19 protein-coding genes are annotated in these 20,312 nt (G+C 58.3%); 17 read left to right on the forward strand and 2 right to left on the reverse strand.

Annotation, left to right across the window (positions count from 1 at the left end):
• Window positions 1–38: 38 nt before the first annotated feature.
• The 11 genes from GX414_03960 (at window position 39) to GX414_04010 (ending at window position 12,275) form a co-directional block, all read left to right on the forward strand.
• Entirely contained in the window at window positions 39–719 is a 681-nt protein-coding gene (locus GX414_03960) for a response regulator transcription factor (protein ID NLI46241.1), read from the forward strand.
• A gap of 27 nt (window positions 720–746) precedes the next feature.
• Entirely contained in the window at window positions 747–3,755 is a 3,009-nt protein-coding gene (locus GX414_03965) for a CHAT domain-containing protein (GenBank protein NLI46242.1), read from the forward strand.
• Between the two features lie 87 nt (window positions 3,756–3,842).
• On the forward strand, window positions 3,843–4,259 hold the full coding sequence (locus GX414_03970) for a DUF1844 domain-containing protein (protein NLI46243.1): 417 nt from the start codon (window positions 3,843–3,845) through the stop codon (window positions 4,257–4,259).
• Window positions 4,256–5,212 carry a bifunctional riboflavin kinase/FAD synthetase gene (locus GX414_03975; GenBank protein ID NLI46244.1) on the forward strand — a complete coding sequence of 319 codons (957 nt, stop codon included), beginning with the start codon at window positions 4,256–4,258 and terminating at the stop codon, window positions 5,210–5,212. Before GX414_03970 ends, GX414_03975 begins: the two co-directional genes overlap by 4 nt.
• Before the next feature lie 89 nt (window positions 5,213–5,301).
• Window positions 5,302–6,069 (forward strand): hypothetical protein, encoded by a 768-nt coding sequence (locus tag GX414_03980; protein ID NLI46245.1) that lies wholly within the window; start codon window positions 5,302–5,304, stop codon window positions 6,067–6,069.
• A 13-nt stretch (window positions 6,070–6,082) separates the two neighbouring features.
• Complete coding sequence (gene mnmG, locus GX414_03985) at window positions 6,083–7,984, forward strand: tRNA uridine-5-carboxymethylaminomethyl(34) synthesis enzyme MnmG (protein ID NLI46246.1); 1,902 nt, start codon at window positions 6,083–6,085, stop codon at window positions 7,982–7,984.
• Complete coding sequence (locus tag GX414_03990) at window positions 7,977–8,564, forward strand: hypothetical protein (protein NLI46247.1); 588 nt, start codon at window positions 7,977–7,979, stop codon at window positions 8,562–8,564. The genes mnmG and GX414_03990 overlap by 8 nt, the downstream gene beginning before the upstream one ends.
• Before the next feature lie 85 nt (window positions 8,565–8,649).
• Window positions 8,650–9,426 carry a ParA family protein gene (locus GX414_03995; GenBank protein NLI46248.1) on the forward strand — a complete coding sequence of 259 codons (777 nt, stop codon included), beginning with the start codon at window positions 8,650–8,652 and terminating at the stop codon, window positions 9,424–9,426.
• Entirely contained in the window at window positions 9,404–10,246 is an 843-nt protein-coding gene (locus GX414_04000; protein ID NLI46249.1) for a ParB/RepB/Spo0J family partition protein, read from the forward strand. The genes GX414_03995 and GX414_04000 overlap by 23 nt, the downstream gene beginning before the upstream one ends.
• A gap of 10 nt (window positions 10,247–10,256) precedes the next feature.
• Window positions 10,257–10,631, forward strand: coding sequence for a polymer-forming cytoskeletal protein (locus GX414_04005; GenBank protein NLI46250.1), 375 nt, complete (start codon window positions 10,257–10,259; stop codon window positions 10,629–10,631).
• Window positions 10,632–10,715: 84 nt separating this feature from the next.
• Window positions 10,716–12,275, forward strand: coding sequence for an SLC13/DASS family transporter (locus tag GX414_04010; protein ID NLI46251.1), 1,560 nt, complete (start codon window positions 10,716–10,718; stop codon window positions 12,273–12,275).
• Window positions 12,276–12,362: 87 nt separating this feature from the next.
• On the opposite strand, the gene GX414_04015 is transcribed toward GX414_04010, so the two are convergent.
• Both GX414_04015 and GX414_04020 read right to left on the reverse strand, forming a co-directional pair.
• On the reverse strand, window positions 12,363–12,635 hold the full coding sequence (locus GX414_04015) for a hypothetical protein (protein ID NLI46252.1): 273 nt from the start codon (window positions 12,633–12,635) through the stop codon (window positions 12,363–12,365).
• 177 nt (window positions 12,636–12,812) lie between these two features.
• Window positions 12,813–14,291 carry a radical SAM protein gene (locus GX414_04020; GenBank protein ID NLI46253.1) on the reverse strand — a complete coding sequence of 493 codons (1,479 nt, stop codon included), beginning with the start codon at window positions 14,289–14,291 and terminating at the stop codon, window positions 12,813–12,815.
• A 441-nt stretch (window positions 14,292–14,732) separates the two neighbouring features.
• Here GX414_04020 and GX414_04025 point away from each other — a divergent pair, with 441 nt between their 5' ends.
• From GX414_04025 to GX414_04050, 6 genes are all read left to right on the forward strand, one after another.
• The gene (locus tag GX414_04025; GenBank protein NLI46254.1) at window positions 14,733–15,386 is read left to right on the forward strand and encodes a metal-dependent hydrolase; all 654 of its coding nucleotides are present in this window, start codon (window positions 14,733–14,735) and stop codon (window positions 15,384–15,386) included.
• A gap of 143 nt (window positions 15,387–15,529) precedes the next feature.
• Window positions 15,530–16,693: a tRNA (guanosine(46)-N7)-methyltransferase TrmB gene (trmB, locus tag GX414_04030; GenBank protein NLI46255.1), complete on the forward strand. Its 1,164-nt coding sequence runs from the start codon at window positions 15,530–15,532 to the stop codon at window positions 16,691–16,693.
• A gap of 37 nt (window positions 16,694–16,730) precedes the next feature.
• A complete protein-coding gene (locus tag GX414_04035) occupies window positions 16,731–17,600 on the forward strand; it encodes a TIGR01212 family radical SAM protein (GenBank protein ID NLI46256.1) in 870 nt (289 codons plus the stop codon).
• Between the two features lie 24 nt (window positions 17,601–17,624).
• The gene (locus GX414_04040; GenBank protein ID NLI46257.1) at window positions 17,625–18,089 is read left to right on the forward strand and encodes a tRNA (cytidine(34)-2'-O)-methyltransferase; all 465 of its coding nucleotides are present in this window, start codon (window positions 17,625–17,627) and stop codon (window positions 18,087–18,089) included.
• Between the two features lie 258 nt (window positions 18,090–18,347).
• Window positions 18,348–19,277 carry a glycosyltransferase family 2 protein gene (locus GX414_04045; GenBank protein ID NLI46258.1) on the forward strand — a complete coding sequence of 310 codons (930 nt, stop codon included), beginning with the start codon at window positions 18,348–18,350 and terminating at the stop codon, window positions 19,275–19,277.
• 3 nt (window positions 19,278–19,280) lie between these two features.
• On the forward strand, window positions 19,281–20,303 hold the full coding sequence (locus GX414_04050) for a glycosyltransferase family 2 protein (protein NLI46259.1): 1,023 nt from the start codon (window positions 19,281–19,283) through the stop codon (window positions 20,301–20,303).
• Window positions 20,304–20,312: the final 9 nt, after the last annotated feature.

Consider the following 20,312-nt stretch of genomic DNA (forward strand, 5'->3'; position numbering starts at 1 on the left):
ATTACATTATAAAACTACAACCAATAGCCGCGATACAGATGGCCACAATCCTAATTGTTGAAGACGAATTGGAAATGGCCCGCGGGCTCAAAGACCTGCTGGAATTTGAGAGTCATCGGGTCATCCTCGCCGAGGATGGAGCATCCGGACTGCGACTCATCAAGTCGCTGGAACCCAATCTGATCGTACTGGATCTCATGTTGCCCGACATGGACGGGTATGAAGTGTGCCGACAAGTCAGATCAGAGAACAGCCGTGTGCCAATCCTCATGCTCACAGCCCGCGGCCAGGAACATGATGTCATCCGGGGATTCGAAGCAGGTGTGGACGACTATGTAACCAAGCCCTTTTCGGTGGCACAATTGCTGGCGCGCGTCAAAGCGCTGCTCCGCCGCAGCCAGGCTCCGGAGACCGACACCCAGAAATTTCAAATCGGTTCCTATTGGGTGGACTGTAACACCTTCGATCTGCGATCCGGCCAGGAGCACATCCCGCTCACCTATTACGAAGTGGAAATACTCAAGCTCCTCCATCAACACCAAAACCAGCCGGTCTCCCGAGATGCGATTTTTCAGAAGGTCTGGGGTATGGCGGCCGATCCCACCAACCGGGCTGTCGATAATTTCATCGCCAAGCTTCGAAAAAAGATTGAAACAGATCAGAAAAATCCTCAACATTTGATCACCGTATACGGGACGGGTTACAAACTGATTCCTTAAGCCGGGATGCTTTGTGGGGAGGGTGTCTTGCGGCGCAACCCGATGCTGTCCAGCGGGCTGCGGCGGGCTGTCTGCGTGGTTCTCGTGTTCGGTGCGGGGTTTGCAGCGGGGCATCAGGTTTCACGTGAAACCTCGGGCCTCCGGATAGCTGAAGCCGCCGCGCTTGAGCATGCGCTTTGCGGTGAACACGCTGAGGCGATCCGCCTTCTGTCCACATGGATCCGCCATCCTGAAACGGCTCATCGGGCTAGTCGTCTGATGGCTGAATTGGAAGCCAGATCGGAAAAGGACCTGCGGGGAGAACTGAGTCCGGCAGACGCGACACTCGTTGGGTTGCACCGCGGACTGCTCTGTGCCGCTCCACGATCACCCGAAAGACTGGTGGCGTTTGCGACAACGACTCCGGAATTTTTCTACTGGGATTATGAGCTGGTCCGGCAGCTCACGCCGCCGGCATCGGAACAGGTGCGATTGCTCCTGCGGCATCTTGGGCCGACAGCGAATCCGTACGCCAGCCTGGCCCGCGACTATTTTGATGGCACGGCTGCGATGTCTCGTCTGCCGGCGATCACCCGACCGATATCAATCCGGCAGCTGGACGCGCTCGCAGCGCGTGCGGAGATCTTGCTCCAAAATGAGCGTTTAGGCGCGGCCCGACGCGCCGCTTGGCGGACGGTTGAGGTGGCGACAGCAATCGGCGACCAGTGGCGCGCGGCGGAAGGCAGGATCCTGTTGGCGCAGATTGCGCTGTCTGACGGTGATGATGAAGCAGCAGAGCACCAATTGGATGCGGCATCACGGAGTCTGGAGAAATTTCCCTTGCCGTCCGTACGCCGTCGACGGGACTGTGTGCGGGCCATGCTGCGGGTACGGCAAGGGCGTGTGGTGGAAGCGGCATCATTGTTCGGAGCGGCCCTCGCATCGGAACGGGACCTCCAAGATCGCATCCACGCCGCAGCCATGGTGAACCAGGGGTTCGTGCTGGACGAACTCGGCCGCTCCACTGAAGCGTTGCAATGTTATGAATCAGGCTTGGAGTACTACGAGTCGCGGCACGATCAGACATCCGCCGCTCTGGTGCGCTTGAATCGAGGTGCCTTGCGGGAGCGTTTGAACATTCTGGAAGGGGCCAGAGAGGATTATGAAACGGTTTTAAGGACAGAGACTAGCGGTTCGGCGCCGGCGCTGGTTGCTTTGGCACAAGGCAATTTGGGCAATATTTTCGCCCGAAAAAGACAGTGGGAGAAGGCGGAACAGTGCTACCGGCATGCCATCGCTGCAGCCAAAGAAGCGGGCGAATGGGCGCGGGCGGGGCAGATCGCCGGCAATCTGGCCATCGCCCAGCTGGCCAAACAGCACGTCGAGGCAGCGCGAATCTCCGTGCGGAATGCCCGCCGCTGGGAAGCCCGACAACCATCCCCGCTCGGGAATTATATGATCCGGGGAGTCACGGCCCATCTACTGTATGCCGAAGGCCGGCTGGCTGAAGCGGAGAACGCGTTCGGTTCTCTGGCTGCGGAGCTTCAGGACGCAGGCTACCGCGCCATGGCCTGGGAGATGTGTTTTTTTCAGGGTAAGGCACTGGCTGGACAAGGGCGGCACGAGGCGGCGCTGGAGTGCTTTCGACGCACCATGATCGAATTTGACCGCCTGGAGCAGAACTGTGGGGGTGCCGAGGTTCAGCTTCATTATCTGGAAAATTGTGACGAAGTCGTTGAGGCGTCTTTGGCGAGCCTGCTCGAGTTGATGCAGCGGACATCCCCGCCAGGCCGGAACGAAGCGGAGGTGTTCCGCCTGCTCGAGTCATACCGGGCTCGGGTGCTGTTTCGTGAGATGGTCGATCGGCATCCGACCCATACGCAATCAGCGTCAGGAATTTCACTGGCGACTGTCCAGACCTGGTTGAGAAAGCGATCGGCGCTGGCGCTGGTGATCTTTCAAGGGGTGGAGGCTGTCTACCGGCTGCAGCTCAACGGCCGCGATGCCCGTTTGGAGAAGATGGCACCAGCGGGCCGATTTCAAGAAATAGTGAAAGCCGCCGAAGGAGATCAACCTGAAGCCGAAGCGGCTCGCCGTTCATTGGCCGAGCTACTGTTTGTGCGGGATACTGTTCCCGAACTCCAGCGCTACCGAGAATTATTCATCTTGCCGGACGGTTGCCTGTACCGCCTACCGGTTGAATTATTGCCAGTCATCTTGCAGGACGGGCGCCGACTTCGAGTTGGGGAACAATGGCCGGTCACCTACCTGCCGGCGTGGCGTTTTCTGGCTGTAGGCGGCAGCACCGAAATTGATTGTTCTCCGGGCGGCGGTTTTCTAGGTATTCATGGATTTTCATCAGGAGCCGCTGGCCGACCGGGATTGCCTTGGGCAGAGCGGGAAGTACGCGACGCGGCACGAACGCTGCGATGGCCCCACTTCAGGTTGATTGCGGGGAGAGAATTCGCTCGCGGAATCGGCCAGAACAATCAGGCCGGACAGCCTTGGGACATCATTCATGTGGCAACCCACATCAAAACCGATGAAACGGTTCCGTGGGAAAGTCGCATCTATTTTTATGCTCAGGGGGAACAGACAGTCAGCATCTCCTTGTCGGAATTACAGGCGGCGCGATGGCAGGCCAATTTGGTGGTACTGTCGGGGTGCTCGTCCGGGCGAGGTCGGGTGTTTCCCGGGGATGGCAACGTCAGTCTGGGGCGGGCGCTGCTGGCGTCAGGAAGCCGGGCAGTTCTCCTGACTCTGTGGCCCGTGCACGACAGATCCGCGGCAGCCTTCATGGAGCGGTTTTATCTGGAACTGCCCCAACATTCAGGTCAGGTGGCCATCGCCCTTTGCGAAGCTCGCCGATGGATGCGTCGGGATCCCGTGTTCCAAAATCCCCGCCATTGGGGGGCTTATGTGTTGTTTGGTTTTCCCCGTCCGATCCGGGTAGCCGCGGTTGAGTCGGCGGGGCAGGATCTCGTCTGTTTGTTGTGTCTGGTGATTCTGATCTGCATCTTGGTCGTCCGGATGGTCTTGTCATCGATTGTGCGCTGATCACCATTCCCCAGCAAGATTGTATATGCGCACTCATTGATGATACACTGAACAGCTAGAGAACTCTGAGCATTGGAGACAGCGATGATGGATAATAAAGGGAAACCTGACGATTTCCAAGTTGTGGACAGACGCAAAGTCACCGAAGAGGGAGGCATCCGTGATGAGGCCGCGAGGAGGGACGGGGGGATCGATCCGTCCTCGGGCACCGCAGCAAAAGAAGATACGACATCCAGCAACCGACCGGCTGCGGATTTCAATTTTATCCTGAACAACCTGGCCATGCCGGCCCTCGCCTTTCTGGGTGACGTGCCGGATCCTTCCACCGGCCAGACACAACTCAACTTGCCGGTAGCCAAACTGTTTATCGACTCACTCGCTGTTCTGCGGGAGAAGACCCGCGGTAATCTGACCGCCGAGGAAGAACACCTGCTCAGCGGACTCCTTGCCGATTTGCAACTCCGTTTCGTCGAAAAAAGCGACAGCGGAACCAAGCGTTCATGAGGATCATCCGGGAAATCCACCAGATGACCGGGGCGTTTCGCCGCCCGGTTGTGACCATTGGAAACTTCGATGGGGTGCACGCGGGGCACCTGAACCTGCTTCGACTGATGCGCCAGGAGGCTGACCGCAGAAAGGTGGAGGCGGTTTTGGTGACCTTTCATCCGCACCCGCTGGCCGTACTGGCACCGGATCGTTGTCCGGCACTCATTCAGACACTGGAACAAAAACTGGAGGTATTTGCGACCGCCTGTTTGGACGGAGTCGTAGTCTATCCATTCAACCGCGAGCTGTCTGGTTTATCCGCTGAAGAATTCGTCAGGGATATCCTGGTCCGTCAATTAAGCATGTCCGCGGTGGTAATCGGCGCCCAATTCAGCTTTGGCCGCGACCGTCGGGGCAACACGAAGCTTCTTCGTAAGATGGGTGCTGACTTCGGTTTCGACGTGATCCCTGCGGTAGAAACGGAAGTGGCGGGTGAAGTGGTCTCCAGTACCCGGATCCGCAACTTGCTGATGGCCGGTGAGTTGGAGACAGCCAACCAGCTATTGGGACGCCCTTATGCCGTAGACGGCCAGGTGGTCTGTGGCTTACAAATCGGCAAAAAGATCGGCTTTCCGACCGCCAACGTGGAATCGCTGATCAATCTGCTTTTGCCGAGCGGGGTTTTCGCAACCACGTTGCTGACGGGCGGCAAGAAATGGGAAGGCGCGGCCAACCTGGGTATACGGCCCACCATTCAGACCGGCGCACCGTTGTCTTGTCGAAAGCGCGTCCTGGAGATCCACTTGTTTGATTATACGGACAATCTATACGGCTGCGCGGTCCGGGTGAATTTTCACCGAATGATCAGATTCGAAAGCAGCTTTCCGACGCTGACAGAGCTCATCACCCAAATCCGATGCGATGTCGACGCTTGCCGCTCCTACTTTCGCCAACAGTCGAACAACGGCTAGCGCTCGATCGTTCGTGATATATTGTCAGACATTGAAACGATCCGGGCATAATACGAATCCCTGATTGTGAGCATGATGAGGAGTGTGCGATGCCAAACAAAGCGTGGCTGTTCCTGTTGATGATTTTGATGTCGTCCGGAGTCTGGGGCCGGGTCGCCGATGATAACCGCGCGCAGGGAATGATTCAGCGAACCATTCAGGCGCTCGGTGGCGAAAAATTTCTGACCTGGAAAGATATGTATGGTCACGGGCGAATTTTCATCATAAAGCGTGACGGTCAATCGTGGACGAAATTTTGGGAATATTATCGCTGGGAAGGCAAATCCCGCACCGAGCTGGAAAAGCAGCACGAAGCTTTGGCGGACATCTTCAACCTGGAACTCGGTAAGGGCTGGACTTACGAATACGGACGAGTCAAACCCAAAACTGAAGAAGAAATGAGACGGTTCCGGCAGTCGGAAAAAAGGAACATCTATAACATTTTTCGACGCCGCTGGCAGGAAGACGGGATGAAGGTGCTGTACTACAGTTCCTCCGAAATTGAAACAGTCAAACCCATGGAAGCATTGGAATTCATCGACGCGGAGAATTACACGGTCACGGTTTTTTTTGAGGAAGGTGCCCCGCTACCGGTCAAAGTAGAATATCAGGACCGCAATGAGGATGGAATTGTCCTTCCCAAGTCGGAGATGTTCTTCCGCTGGTTCCGCTCCAGCGGGGTGATGGCACCCCATCGAGTCGAATTTTTTACCCGGGAAAGCAACACCGGACTGGTGGAGTACTCCGAGGTCAATTTCAACGTCGGCCTGGCCGAGGCGCTGTTTCAAGAACCGATTCCGCCAGTGAAAAAGAAGTAAACGGCGGTATCCCGTGGCGGTCGAGGCGGGCGTTTTCGATGTCATCGTGATCGGGGCGGGCCACGCCGGCTGTGAAGCGGCCCACGCGGCAGCACGTCTAGGCGCCCGAACCGCTTTGATTACGCCCAACCTCAACCTGATGGCGTCAATGTCCTGCAATCCGGCAATCGGGGGGGTTGCCAAGGGGCACCTGGTCCGTGAGATTGATGCATTGGGCGGATTACAGGGCATAATCGCCGACCGAACTGGCATCCAGTTTCGCCTGTTGAACCGGCGGCGGGGACCGGCAGTTCAGAGTCCCCGGACTCAATCGGACCGGGACGGCTATCGGCAGGAGATGAAACGTGCACTGGAGAGCGTGCCCGATCTTCACCTGATTCAGGGGGAAGTCGTCGAGATCACGGTTCGGGGCGACTGTGCCACGGGGGTTGTGCTCCATGACGAGCGGTGGTATCGGGCCAGGGCCGTGGTTCTCACAACCGGGACTTTTCTCAATGGTATCATTCACATCGGCCCGCGCCAGATCCCTGCAGGCCGGGCGGGCGAGCCGCCTTCGATAGCCCTTGCGGGCAGTCTGCGCCGGTTGGGCTATTCATGCGAACGGCTCAAGACCGGGACCCCTCCGCGCATTGATGGACGGACTGTTGATTACAGCCGGCTGACGATTCAGAGGGGGGATGAAACGCCGACCTTTCTGTCGTTTCAAACCTCATCCGTCATCTTGCCACAAACGTGTTGTCACATCGTCTATACCGATGACCGCGTCCACCGAATCATCCGTGAACAGATTCACCGCTCGCCGCTTTACTCCGGTCAGATCACGGGGATTGGTCCGCGCTACTGCCCGTCGATCGAAGACAAAGTGGTGAAATTCCCCGACAAGGACCGGCATCAGCTTTTCGTTGAACCGGAGGGTTTGAATACTCATGAGATATACCTGAACGGCTTTTCCTCCAGTATGCCGTTGGATGTCCAGATCAGCATGTTGCATGCTTTGCCAGGATTTGAACGGGCCGAAATCATCCGGCCAGCGTATGCCATAGAGTACGACTTTATCCAACCCACCGAGCTGTGGCCTTCACTGGAAAGCCGGAGGATCGGGGGGCTCTTTCATGCCGGCCAAATCAACGGCACGAGCGGGTATGAAGAAGCCGCGGCTCAGGGGCTTGTTGCCGGCATCAACGCCGCGCGGATGATCGATGGGAGCGAACCGTTTGTGGTCGAGCGGTCTTTGGGCTACCTAGGGATATTGATCCGGGATCTCACCGATCACGGGGTGGACGAGCCGTATCGCATGTTCACATCGCGGGCGGAGTTGCGCCTCCTGTTCCGCATCGATAACGCCGATGCGCGTCTCACCCCATTGGGCCGCCGTCTCGGTCTGGTGGACGATGTCCGCTGGGAGGCCTTTACCCGCAAGTACGCCACGCTCGAGTCGGTGGTGGATTATGTGCGGACCAAACACATCTCGCGCGCCAAGGATCCAGTGGAAGACCTACCCGAGCACACACAAAAAGCCATCGGGGCCGGCCGGGCGCTTGCCCAAATCATCAAGATGCCAGAAATCCGGTTCCGCGAACTGGCACCGCTGCTTGCGCACGACGGAATCGACGCGACGTTTGAGATCCTGGACCAGGCCGAACACGATTTCAAGTATGCCGGATACATTGATTTGCAGCGGAACGATTTGAAACGGCTCGAGAAAAAGCTGGGGCGGCGCATCCCGGCGGATTTCGATTACGACCGCGTTCCTTCGCTTTCGCGGGAAATGCGCGAACGGTTGAAACGGATGCGGCCCGACTCACTGCTCGCCGCCGAACACATGCGAGGGATTACGCCGGCCGCCTTGTCAGCGCTGAGCGTTTTCATGGACATGGAGACTCACGCAGCAGATCAGGATACTACTGGTGAATAACCCGGAACCCCAACCCCGGCCGCTGGACAAGTATGTGTCGCTGCTCTATCACTGGAACCGGCGCATCCGGCTGGTTGGCGAGAAAGATCCTGAGACTTTCCGACGCAAGCACCTGGGTGAGGTGGTTGCCGCCTTCGATGTCTTGGCGCCTGTCGACTGGCAGCTGGCGATCGACATCGGATCCGGCAATGGGTTGGTGGCCGTGCCGCTGGCGCTGGTCAACCCGACGCGTTGGGTTGTCGCCATGGAACCCCGGCAGAAGAAATGCGCGTTTTTAAGAATGGTCAAGCATGAGCTTGGCTTGACCAATCTCGAGGTGACGGCGACGCGGCTCGAGACGTTCGTTGCCCCGGCGGAAGCACGAATATTATGGATGGCCAGGGCGCTCGAGATCACCCCCGCGCTCCTGGTCTCGATTTTACGCCGGCACCCCGGCGCCCATCTGCTGCTGTTTTCTGGGGAGGCATCCCCGGCGACTCAGGTTCTCACCGCCGGCCGGGAGATCCTGTCGGTAGTCGATCGGCAGACATCGGCCGTAGATCCGCGACGGACGGTCACGCTAGCCCGGATTCTCGGCTGATGTTTCACGTGAAACGCGGGCTGGAGTTTTCGCTTTCCCTCGGTGGGGGGGGTGTGCTAAATTTGTGCATTCTGCGGACCGAATTATGGGCAAGATCATCGCAATCGCCAACCAAAAGGGCGGGGTCGGCAAAACGACCACAGCCATCAACCTGTCTGCATGCTTTTCCTTGGCGGGTTTGAAAGTGCTGGTGGTTGACTGTGATTCCCAAGCCAACTGCAGCAGCGGGCTCGGGTCCGCGCGACGCAATGGTCGCAAGAGCATGTACCATGTCTTGGTCATGGGAGAACCGGTCGAGAACATTGTCCAGGCCACAGAGCTGGACAATCTCTTCTTGGCTCCGGCTGACAAGAACCTGGCAGGGGCTCCTGTCGAACTCATTGACATGGACGAGCGGGAGTATCTGTTACGACGCCAGTTGGATCGCATCCGTGACCAGTACGATTACATCCTCATCGACTCACCGCCGGCGATCAACCTGTTGACCATTAACGGACTGGTGGCAGCGGACTCGGTATTGATACCCATTCAGTGTGAATATTTTGCCCTTGAAGGGGTGACGGAATTGTGGGACACGCTGATCCGAGTCCGGCGGAATTTCAATCCGAATCTGGCCATCGAAGGCATGTTGTTGACGATGTTTGATGAACGGACCAATCTGTCCACCCAAGTCCGTAACGATCTGCTCAATTTTTTCAGGGACCAGGTCTTCCGGACCATCATTCCGCGGAATGTCCGTCTCGCCGAAGCACCCAGTTTTGGCAAACCGATCATTTTATACGATGCCCGCTCACGCGGAGCCAACGCTTATATCTCTCTGGCAAAGGAAATACTGGAAAATGAAAAGACGCGTGCTCGGTAAGGGCATGGACGCCCTGCTCCCATCGGTGGAGTTGGATGGAGCGCCTTTGACCGTCGACATCGATCTTCTCTATCCTAACCCGAAACAGCCTCGCCTGAGCTTCGGCCAGGATTCCCTGGACGAGTTGGCGGCCTCCATCCGCGAAAACGGGATTGTCCAGCCCATCATTGCCCGCCGCCGGGGAGACCGGTATGAGATCATCGCGGGGGAGCGGCGGTGGCGTGCGGCCCAAACGGCCGCTTTGACCAAAGTTCCGGTTGTCGTCCGGGAAGTTCCCGACGATAAGATGTTGGAACTGGCGCTCTTGGAGAACATTCAGCGTGAGGATCTGAATCCCATCGAGGAGGCGCGGGCGTATCACCTGTTGATTCAAGACCAAAAACTCAAACAGGACGAGCTGGCTCGCCGATTGGGTAAGGCCAGGCCAACGATCACCAACGCCTTGCGGTTGCTGCAGCTTCCTCAGGGGGTTCAGGACATGTTGGAACACGGCCAACTGACCGCGGGTCAGGCGCGCCCCCTTCTCTCTCTGCCGGGAAATAAGCTGCAGGTGGAAATCGCTCGCGTGATCACCGAGAGGGATCTTTCCGCCAGAGAAGCGGAACGGTTGGTCAGCCGACTTCTCAAAACGCAGAAAGGGAGCCGGGTGAAAACAGCGGCGGACCCGCATGTTCTCGCCGCTGAAGAAAAACTCTGCCAGCGGTTGGGAACCCGGGTGCGCATCCATGCGGGCGGGAGAGGCGGTCAAATCGTGATCCATTACGGCTCGTCTGCTGAATTGGAACGATTATATACGGTCTTGAGCCGGGTTCAGGACTGAAGGTGCGAACATGAAAAACAAGAGCGAGCTGGACGGATACCTCGGCCCGAATGTCCACATCAAGGGTGACCTGCTCTCGGAGAACACGCTTCGTTTTGACGGTGTTCTAGAAGGCACGCTGGTAGCCAAGGACGAATTGATCATGGGCACGGAAGGCAAGGTTCGCGGTCAGGTGGTGGGCAGGAAACTGTCGCTTGCCGGCCATGTCGAGGGCGATGTCTATGCATCCGGCTCCCTCGAATTGCTCAATGGTGCTTCAGTCACCGGCCAGGTGTGCGGAGCGTCGGTTCATGTGCGCGAGGGGGCGGTGGTGGATGGTCGCTGCCTGATGGGAAAATGCGCCGAGACCGCTATGGGGCCCGTCCGCCAAAAATACAATCTCTGATGGTCAGAATGCGTTGACAAGGGGTATCGATCAGGCTAGCACTGCGTTTGCGCGCTTCGCAGCCGTCTGGTACGAATGTGAATCATGAGCGAAGAGCCCCGATCACCAAGCTTGTCGGAAGTCCAGACCAACCTCAGTCCATTCGAAATGCGTTTCGAGCGATACCGCCGCACGGCGGGACTTCTCCTCGGGCCGCTAGGCTTCATCCTCTTGGAAGTGTTTAGCCCCGCAGGTCTAAGCGTCGCATGCGCGCATCTGACTGCAGTTTTGGTCTGGGTGCTGATCTGGTGGATCTGTGAAGCGGTGCCGTTGCCGGTGACTGCGCTGCTCGGGCCCGTACTGGTGGTCCTGTTGGGTGTTGCATCTGTCCGCGAAGCCATGGCCCCATTTGCTGATCCGGTGATCTTTCTGTTCCTGGGCGGTTTTGTGATTGCGGAGGGGATGAGTGTCCACGGGCTGGACAGGCGGATCGCAAGATGGGTGCTCGGCAGCCGATGGACGGGGGCCGGACCACTGCGGGTGACCGCCGCGTTCGCCGTGATCGCAGCCGGTCTGTCCATGTGGCTTTCCAACAGCGTGACGACCGCGATGCTTTATCCAATGGCTATCGGAGTACTTGGAGCGATCAATCATAGAGGTCTAGGGACCGATCTTTTGGCAGTTAAACACCGCACACCCAAGTTGGCCAATGGCTTGTTGCTGAGTTGCGCCTATGCCGCGTCCATCGGAGGGGTCTGCACGCCGATCGGGACGCCGCCCAACCTCATCGCCATTGGCTATCTTGATAATCTTGCGAACAGGCGGATCGACTTCTTTTCCTGGATGGCCATCTGCCTGCCGATCACGCTGTTGATGCTCGTCGGCATGTTACTGATTATAAAGATTTTACATTCTCCAGGGTTGGCCGAGTCACCCTCGGTGGATGTGCATGTGACCGATGGCAGCTGTGGAGCAGGGCCTTGGAGCAAAGGTGAACGCAATGTGACCGTTGCGTTTGGACTAGCGGTTACCCTCTGGCTTCTGCCGGGCATCTGCGCGTTGTTCGTCGGTACCAGCCACCCGACCTACATCTGTCTTCAAAGCATGCTGCCCGAAGGGGGCGTTGCGATTGTCGCAGCCACCTTGCTGTTTGTCCTGCCGGTTGAATGGAGTCAGCGCACATTCACGTTGACTTGGGCTCAGGTGGCCCGTATAGATTGGGGAACCCTGATCCTGTTTGGAGGTGGATTGTCTCTGGGTGGAATGATGTTTAAAACCGGCTTGGCTGAAAAGATCGGCTTGGCCCTGGTGCAAGGCAGCGGTGCCACTTCTCTGGTGGCCCTGACCATCGTGTTCACGTCATTTGCTGTGTTTTTCACCGAGGTTGTTTCCAACACGGCAACCGCCACCATGCTGGTGCCGCTGGCCATCAGTGCTGCTCAAACCGCTGGTGTCAGCCCCGTGGAACCAGCCCTCGGCTGTGCGCTCGGATGCAGTATGGCGTTCATGTTTCCTGTGGCAACCCCACCCAACGCGATCATTTATGGATCAGGTGCTGTCCGGATCACCACGATGATCAAGACCGGGTGGTGGCTGAATCTATGGGCGTGTATCGTGATCTCGCTGTCAGTGCTGGTGATAGTACCGTTGGTGCTGGGGCGGTGAATCACAACGTCACGAGATAGATTTAAAACTCCACCATATTGTAATTATTCTGAAAATGCAAAGCCCGTTTCTGAAGGCTGCGGGGGATCAGTCGTCTACTGCGATCTTTATTGATTTGAGAAAAAGGTAGTCATCTTTTGACAAATTCAACGTGGATTTATCGTCGAGAGCGGCATCGGCATTGTCGGTGCGGGCTACGGCACCGGCCTCACCGCCCGTGCCGGAGTTGAATGAAATCTGAACGTTATAACCTTGAGCGTGAATGCTCCGGATGATCTCCTTGAGCTCCTTGTTTTCGCGGATGACCTGGTTGAGAATCTCGTTCAGCTCATGTACCAGTTTCTCAATGTTCTTGTTCATGGCCCACCTCAAGGCTTCCGACTCTATCATAGAAAATCAGCAGGGAACCTGTCAATACCAGCGGGAAAACATCGATCAGCAAATTCGTGTTCCCACCAGTTAAGATGAGCCCGACCGGCAAAGTTCTCAAATTTCATTCAGGCGGGCGCGGCATAACAGTCATGCGGTGCGACAAGCTCAGCTTCGCGTGGGCTGTTTCTTTAGAAAAGAGGCCAGCGACTGGAGCAGGCTCTTGATGAAGAACCTGAGCTCAGCTCTTGTCTTGCGGGTCTTCTCCATGCGGAAACGCATGGAAAAGCCGTACCACGCCATGAACAAGAGGGCATAAAACGGACCCAGCGGGAGTCGAATAAGAACCGGCAGCACTGGGCGTAACCAGGGGAACGATACGACGATTCCAAACAGTTTGTGCAGGCGCTCCACGTGTCGTTTTTCCCGAGGATCGGGGAAATTCAAAGCACTGTAACTGTTGGTACGCTCCGGAAGCCCGGTGGGCGAGTCGCCGATGAAACCTGCTGCCTCGGTGTACCGGGCGAGTTCAGTTCCTGGCAAAGGATAGAACAGATGCGCGACGGCGTACTGGGGCCGACAGGCGATGTTTAAATCCAGGGTCTGAAGATCCACCGCCAACGGATGAGGAACAGGCAGTGCCAAGATATTCTGTGTCATAAACCGAATCTTGTTGCGATGCAGAAGCCGGCTGAGCGTTAATAACTGCTCAGGTTTGATGTGGCGTTTCAGCAGGTCGCCGGCGACTCCAGAGTCGCCACACTCGATACCGAAGCAGATCACCGTACACCCTGCGTCTCGGAGCTGTTCGATCTGGTGCTCGTTGATATAATTGGCGTGAGTGTTCACCATGAACGGCACACCCACGCGGCGGGGATACTCGGTGGTAAATTCCGCCAACCACTCCGGGCTGCAGAAAGTGAAAATGTCATCGTCGATATATGCAAAGCGCATCCCGAATTCAGCCTTGACCGCTTCCATTTCGCGCAGTAAATGATCAACGCTCCGCCGACGGAACAGCTTGCCGCACGACCGGAACATGTGGTTGTAGGTGTGATTGAAACAGTAGGTGCAGGCGTTCGGGCAACCGCGACTGGCCATGAAAATGTGGGTGGGATTCGAGGCGAGAAGCGGATTCCCCTTGGCCATGATGCGACGATCAGCAAACGGCAGCGAATCAAGATCCTCGACCAGTGGCGCCGGGGCGTTGCGGATCGCCTGGCCCTTGGCGCGGAAGTGCATTCCGGCAGTCCTGGTATAGTCTTCGCCCCGTGAGAAACGGTCCAGGAAAGCGGGAAAACTGATGTCTCCCTCACCGAACGCTACGGCTTGGATGAACGGTTCTTCGATGATGTCCGGAAAAAAGGTGGCGTGCGGCCCGCCCACCAGGATGTACACGCCGGTGTCTGCATAGAGGCGTCGCGCAAGCTCCCGCATCTGCGGGTACTCAGGACTCATCACGCTCAGCGCCAGAACCGACGGGTTCATCCGTCTGACCGCGTTCAGTAATCGCTGATAATCCAAGCCGTCGGCGATTATCAGGTCAGTCTGCCACCCCTGAGTGAGCGCCAGGGCGGAAAGCTGCATGACGCCCAGTCGTTCCATGGTGTATAGATTTTTTACTAGAAAAACAACTTGCTGCGACATGATGCGGTTCCCGAAGGTGATGGTAACACTCCCGGCACGGCGTGTCAAAAAACGCCTATGAGAGACTCCATGGTCCACCGCGGGATTGATTTTTTCTGTTTTTGTGATAAAGTAAAATCAAAAGCGAGATAGTGTGCAGGAGGTGGGCATGAACCGCAAATTTCCTCAGCGTGGGGGTGCTCGCTAATCTGGCTGTTCCGGAAGCCAGGGGCCGAACCCGACCGGGTTGCCCGCACGCGAAAAGCGCAACACGGGAGCAGCCAGCCGGAAGAGCACCCTGAAAAGCGGCCGGATTTTCTTGGAGGAGTTCATCAGACAGCGAAAACTGAATAAGTGGTTTCACAGCAACGAATCCAAGTGATTCGAAAAATTCCGTAGGGAATGACGTAACGGCAGCGCGGGCTGCCGTTACCCTTTTAGTCCCCAACTTAAGGAATCAATATGAAGATCCATTACTTCGGTCATGCCGCTTTCTTACTGGAGGGGTCGCGTCGTGTTCTGATCGATCCATTTCTGAGCGCCAATCCGCTGTGCGATGTCACCGAAGACAACTTGCCGCATGCGGATGTGGTGATCGTGACTCACGACCATCCTGACCATCTTGGCGACGCATTCAGCATCTGCCGGGAGCACGGCGCCGTGTTGTTCAGTTTGCACGAAATCGCCGTGATGGCCGGCCAGCTCGGGATCCAGGCTGAAGGGATGAACGTTGGCGGGAAGGTCAGCGTCAATGGTCTGGTCATCCATCTGGTTCCAGCCTTCCACACGTCGCCCTCCGGCGGCGTGTGTGGTGCGGTCATCGAGAGCGATGGTCTGACCGTCTACCATGCGGGCGACACCGGCCTGTTCGGTGACATGCGGCTGATCGGCGAGATCTTCCGGCCCGATGTAATGCTGGTTCCCATCGGGGACCGCTATACGATGGGACCCGAAATGGCGGCCAGAGCGGTGGAGATGGTTCGACCGAAGCGCGTCGTGCCCATGCACTATGGCACCTGGCCGGTCATCGCAGCGGATCCGATGGTTTTCCAATCACTGGCCAAGGTGTACGCGTCGGTGGATATTTTGCCTCCTGGTTCCAGCATCGACTGTTGAGTCATCCGCTCTGAGGGAGAAACACAGACGGGGAACGTGTTCCCCGAACGCGGTACGATTGTGACCGCCAGTCTCACGTGGACCGGTACACTCAGGCGGGCTGTTCTTGGATCATCCCAACGGGTGTGCTAAGATCGGGCGCCATGAGCCGGTCCCATGACCGTCCCGCGCGGGCGGTATCCGCATCACTGAGCCTGTCGCCCCTGGTCGCGGCCTATCTGGTCACACTCAACGGTCTGGCTGAGGCGGGCGGATGGGCCGGACTGTTTGGCCGGGCAGCTCCGCTGGAACTGGAGATCGGATTCGGCTGGGATACGTTCTTGCTGGAACAGGCGAAAATCCGGACGACGACAGACTTTGTCGGCATCGAATATGATCGCCAACGGGTCCTGGCACTGGCCCGCAAGGCGGCGGCGGCCGGCGTCAACAACCTCCGGCTGGTTTGGGGAGACGCACTGTATCACCTGCCGCGGCTGTTCCCACCGGCGAGTCTCCGACGGGTGTATATCCGGTTTCCCGATCCATGGCCGAAAAAACGCCACCACAAACACCGCTTGCTGGGGCCGGAATTCCTGCGCAGCCTGTTTTGGCACATCGCGGAAGGTGGCGAACTCTTGGTGGCGACCGACGATGCGGAATACCGTGATTTCATTCACGACAGCCTGGGCGCGGTGGTTGGCTTGCACAACACGGCGGCCCCTCGACCGTGGTTGGATTCTGCCCCGGATCTTCCCATGTCGAAGTTTGAAATCCTCTTTCGGACACAGGGTAAAAACGTGTTTTTCTTCCGTTACGCAAGAGGCGCCGGTTTCGCATCGGCTCACGTGGTGGCTGCAACCGAGAAGCTGTCCCGAATCCCTCGGAGGGTGAGCGAAATGCCCCATGTCGTGTTTTCAAACGCCTTGGAACTGGATGCGCTCAACCGGGCATTCAAGCCGTTTTGTTGGCGCGAGGACGAAGTGTTGTTTAAGGTCAACGAGCTGTGGATGGCTTCCCGGGCGAGTGCCGTGCTGCTGGAATGCGTCATCGTGCACGACGGACATGACGAATGTTTCTATGTGGAAGTGGCCAACAAACAGGCAGGTGCTGTCATCCGAGTATCACCGATAAAGGAGGCGGAGCGGACCGAACTTGTCTTCCGTTGCCTTGCTGGCATAGCCCGCCGGTTCCTGTCCTCGTTTCCGGACCTCCGGGTGGCGCGCCACAACCTCGGCGCCTGGGCGCCGGTCGGTATCGACGGTCAGCATCGGCCTGATGTTTTCTGGATTGAGCGGAACCATGGATCCGAACCCACTTCCGTGGAATGATGTCGGTGGTTTTCTCCGCAGACGGTTCGGCGGTCGGGTGAGCAAAGTGCTCGTCAACACCGATCGGCCATGCCCGCATCGCGCGGTGGCGGGCGGTTGTGTGTTCTGTGACGAGGAGAGCGTTCTGCCGTCCTATCTGCACAGCTCGCTGCCGGTAGCCGAGCAGGTGCGTCAGGGGATGGAGGTCCGGAGGCGCCGGGGAGCGATCACGGGCTGCATTGTGTATTTTCAGCGCGGCACCTACACCGCTGCACCGGTCGATGTGCTGCGGCGGGAATTCGAGGAAGCCCTTGCCGTGGATGGTGTGGTGGCCTTGGCGGTGGGCACGCGGCCGGACTGTCTGCCGGTGCCCGTGATCGAACTGCTCGCCGGTCTGGCAATCCGTCGGCCGCTGTTTGTAGACGTGGGACTCCAGTCGGTGCATCCGGAGACCCTGAACCGTATCCGGCGGGGACACGATGCAGCCGAATTTGAATGGGCCATCAAGCGGCTGGCGGTGCTGCCGGGTGTGCTGCCCATCGCCCACATGATTTTGGGTTTGCCTGGCGAGGACGCTCCGATGATGCGGGCCAGTTTCCGCTGGCTCGCCCGCCTTCCGCTCCACGGTGTCAAGATTCACCACCTCCAAGTGGTGCGGGACACGCCGTTGGAGGCCGAATATCGAGCCGGTCGGATTCAGCCCATCGCTCAAGAGGATTATGTGCCGCTGCTGGCAGACGTGTTGGAGGAGCTGCCAGCGGAGTTCGTGATCCATCGCCTGGTGGGTGATCAGCCGGCGCCTGTTCTGCTGGCGCCCCGGTGGACGTGGTCCAAACATCAGGTGCGCCTTGCGCTGATGAACGAATTCAAACGCCGCGGCACCCGCCAGGGCGCACGGGCAGACGGCTGCCGCACGTCCGCTTCGTGAGCGGATCGGGACAATGAAGCGAAAATGAGCGACCTCCTGCTGCATATCGTACTGGTCCAGCCACTGATACCACCCAACACGGGGAATGTGGCGCGATTGTGTGCCGCCACCGGCTGTGCGCTCCACTTGGTGGAGCCGTTGGGATTCAGTCTGGAGGACCGCCAGCTGAAACGGGCAGGTCTGGATTACTGGGAGCACGTGACCGTGAGTGTCTGGCCGGATTTTCGGCACCTGCAACTCGCCATGGGTCCACGCCCGTTCCACCTGTTCAGCTCCCGGGTGAAACGTCCCTACACTCAGGCGCCATATGGCCCCGGAGACATGCTTGTATTCGGGAACGAGGAAAACGGTTTGCCCGATGACCTGTTGCTGGCTCATGCCGAGTGCACCTACACCATACCCATGTGGGGGGCGGTGCGCAGCCTCAACCTGTCCACCAGCGTGGGCATCGTCACGTATGAAGCGCTGCGGGTGATCCATGGCTTTTAACCGCTGACCATGGACCGTTCAGTGAAAAACGCCCTTTCGTGTTGAAAGGGCGGCAGAGAAGGGTTGCTGTTGTCTTGGGTTGCGTTCACTTATACGCAGCAGTCGGGCGATGGTTCCCGGTAAAAACGATCAGCGAACGCGGTCTTCACCGGAATGCTGACCGGTTGGGTCAGCTCGTAAGGGGAATTCTTTTGTGACGGATCGGTCTTTGTGGTGAAATAGTCCCGCGATCACCGGTGGAACGGTCTGGAGAACGGGATGAAGCCGCGGCTCAGCATTATCATCGTCAACTGGAATTCAGGCCCGCGTCTGCGCGCGAACGTGGAGAGCCTGCGGCGGGAAAACGATCCAACCGGTCTTGAGGTCATGATTGTGGACAACGCATCGACCGACGGCAGCGCCGACATGATCGCCGGTGACGCAACAGCCTGCCTGATCCGACTTCTTTCCAACCGCGGTTTCGCTGCCGCCGCCAACACGGCCGCCCGGGAGGCCCGCGGGAATTGGCTGCTGTTTTTAAATCCCGATATCATCCACACGCCGAACAACATCGGCCGTCTTCTCGCAGGTGTGACCGGCCGCACGGAGGCTGTCGGTGGCTGCGGATGCTTGGTGGACACGGAAGGGCGTCCCCAGCGGCATTTTCAACTCCGGCAATTGCCATCGCCGGCCTGGGCGCTGGCCGAACTACTCTTGCCGCAACAGGTAAGGATCAACGGATGGGGGCTGAGACGTCACTTTTACGCCCACTATCCGTGGGACCGCCCCTTCCGGGTGCAGCAACCGGCGGCCGCCTGTCTGTTGTTGCGGACGGACGCGTTTCGCGAACTGGGGGGGTTCGACGAGGCATTCAGTCCCGCCTGGTTTGAGGACGTGGATTTATGCCGGCGTTTGAGAGACCGCCGACTGGATCTCTGGTTTGTTCCAGACGCGCGGTTCATCCATGAAGGGGGATACAGTGCGTCGGCATTGTCTCCGGCGGAATTTCTATCCATCTATTGGGGAAACGCGTGCCGATATTACACGAAACACCATCCGGCGTTCGCGGTGCTTTACCGCCGCCTGGTACCGGTGGGGCTGTACATGCGGGCGGCGGTTGCGGCATCCGCCGACCGCCGCCAGGCTTTATGCGAAGCCGGACGCCGGTTGATGGATCGCATCCGCACAACCGGCACGGACAGGAGCTGAACCGTGGCCGCCAAACTTGCCGTGCAGCTGGTCACATTCAACTCGCGGGAGGATCTTCCCGGCTGCCTGACCAGTTTGGCGGCGCAGACGTTCCGGGATTTCGAGATTCATGTGCTGGACAACGCATCAGCCGACGGCACCCGCGCTTTTCTGAAAGAGCATCGGGCCGAGCTAACCGTGCTGGAATACGCGCCGTGCAATCTGGGCTTCGCCGCGGCGCACAACCGGCTGCTTGCCGGACATGCCGCCGAGTATGTCCTGTTTCTCAACCCGGATACGGAGCTGGCGCCCGACTGTCTCGAACGAGGTGTCGATCGTTTGTCGCGTCACCCCGAATGCGGCAGCCTGTCACCCAAACTCTGGCGACTCGTGGTGACAGATGCGGAGCGTGTGCGGACGCACGTGCTGGATTCCACGGGCATCTATTGGCTTCGCAACCAGCGACACCTGGATCGGGGCAGCGGCGAGCCCGATACCGGGCAATACGACCGGCCCGCGTATGTGTTCGGGGCAACCGGCGCAGCCTCTTTCTACCGCCGGACGTGTTTGGCTGACGTGGCTGTGGACGGAGAAATCCTGGATGAGGATTTCTTCGCCTATCGCGAGGACGCCGAACTTGCGTGGCGGGCCGCCTGGCGAGGTTGGCGCTGCGTGTTTGACCCGGCGGTCACCGCCTGGCATGTCCGCCGGGTGCTGCCTGAAAACCGCCGCCGCACGCACCCGGACATCAACCTGCACTCGGTGAAAAATCGGTGGCTCCTTCGGTTCAAAGACATGCCGTTCAGCATGTATCTTCGCTGGTTTGTCCCCATCAGCCTGCGCGACCTGGCGGTGGTGGTTTACGTTCCCCTGTGCGAACCCCGCTCCTTGATGGCTTTTGTTTCAATTGCCCGGCTGCTGCCCCGATTTTTATACAAACGACGGATGGTCTTTGCCCGGGCCACAGTCTCTCGGCAGGAGATTGAGCAGTGGTTTTACCGGCCGGAGATGCCTTTCGCGACGGGGGCTGAAAACCACGCGGAGTGAATATCACGG

The sequence above is a fragment of the Acidobacteriota bacterium genome, assembly GCA_012517875.1.
GTDB lineage: Bacteria > Acidobacteriota > JAAYUB01 > JAAYUB01 > JAAYUB01 > JAAYUB01.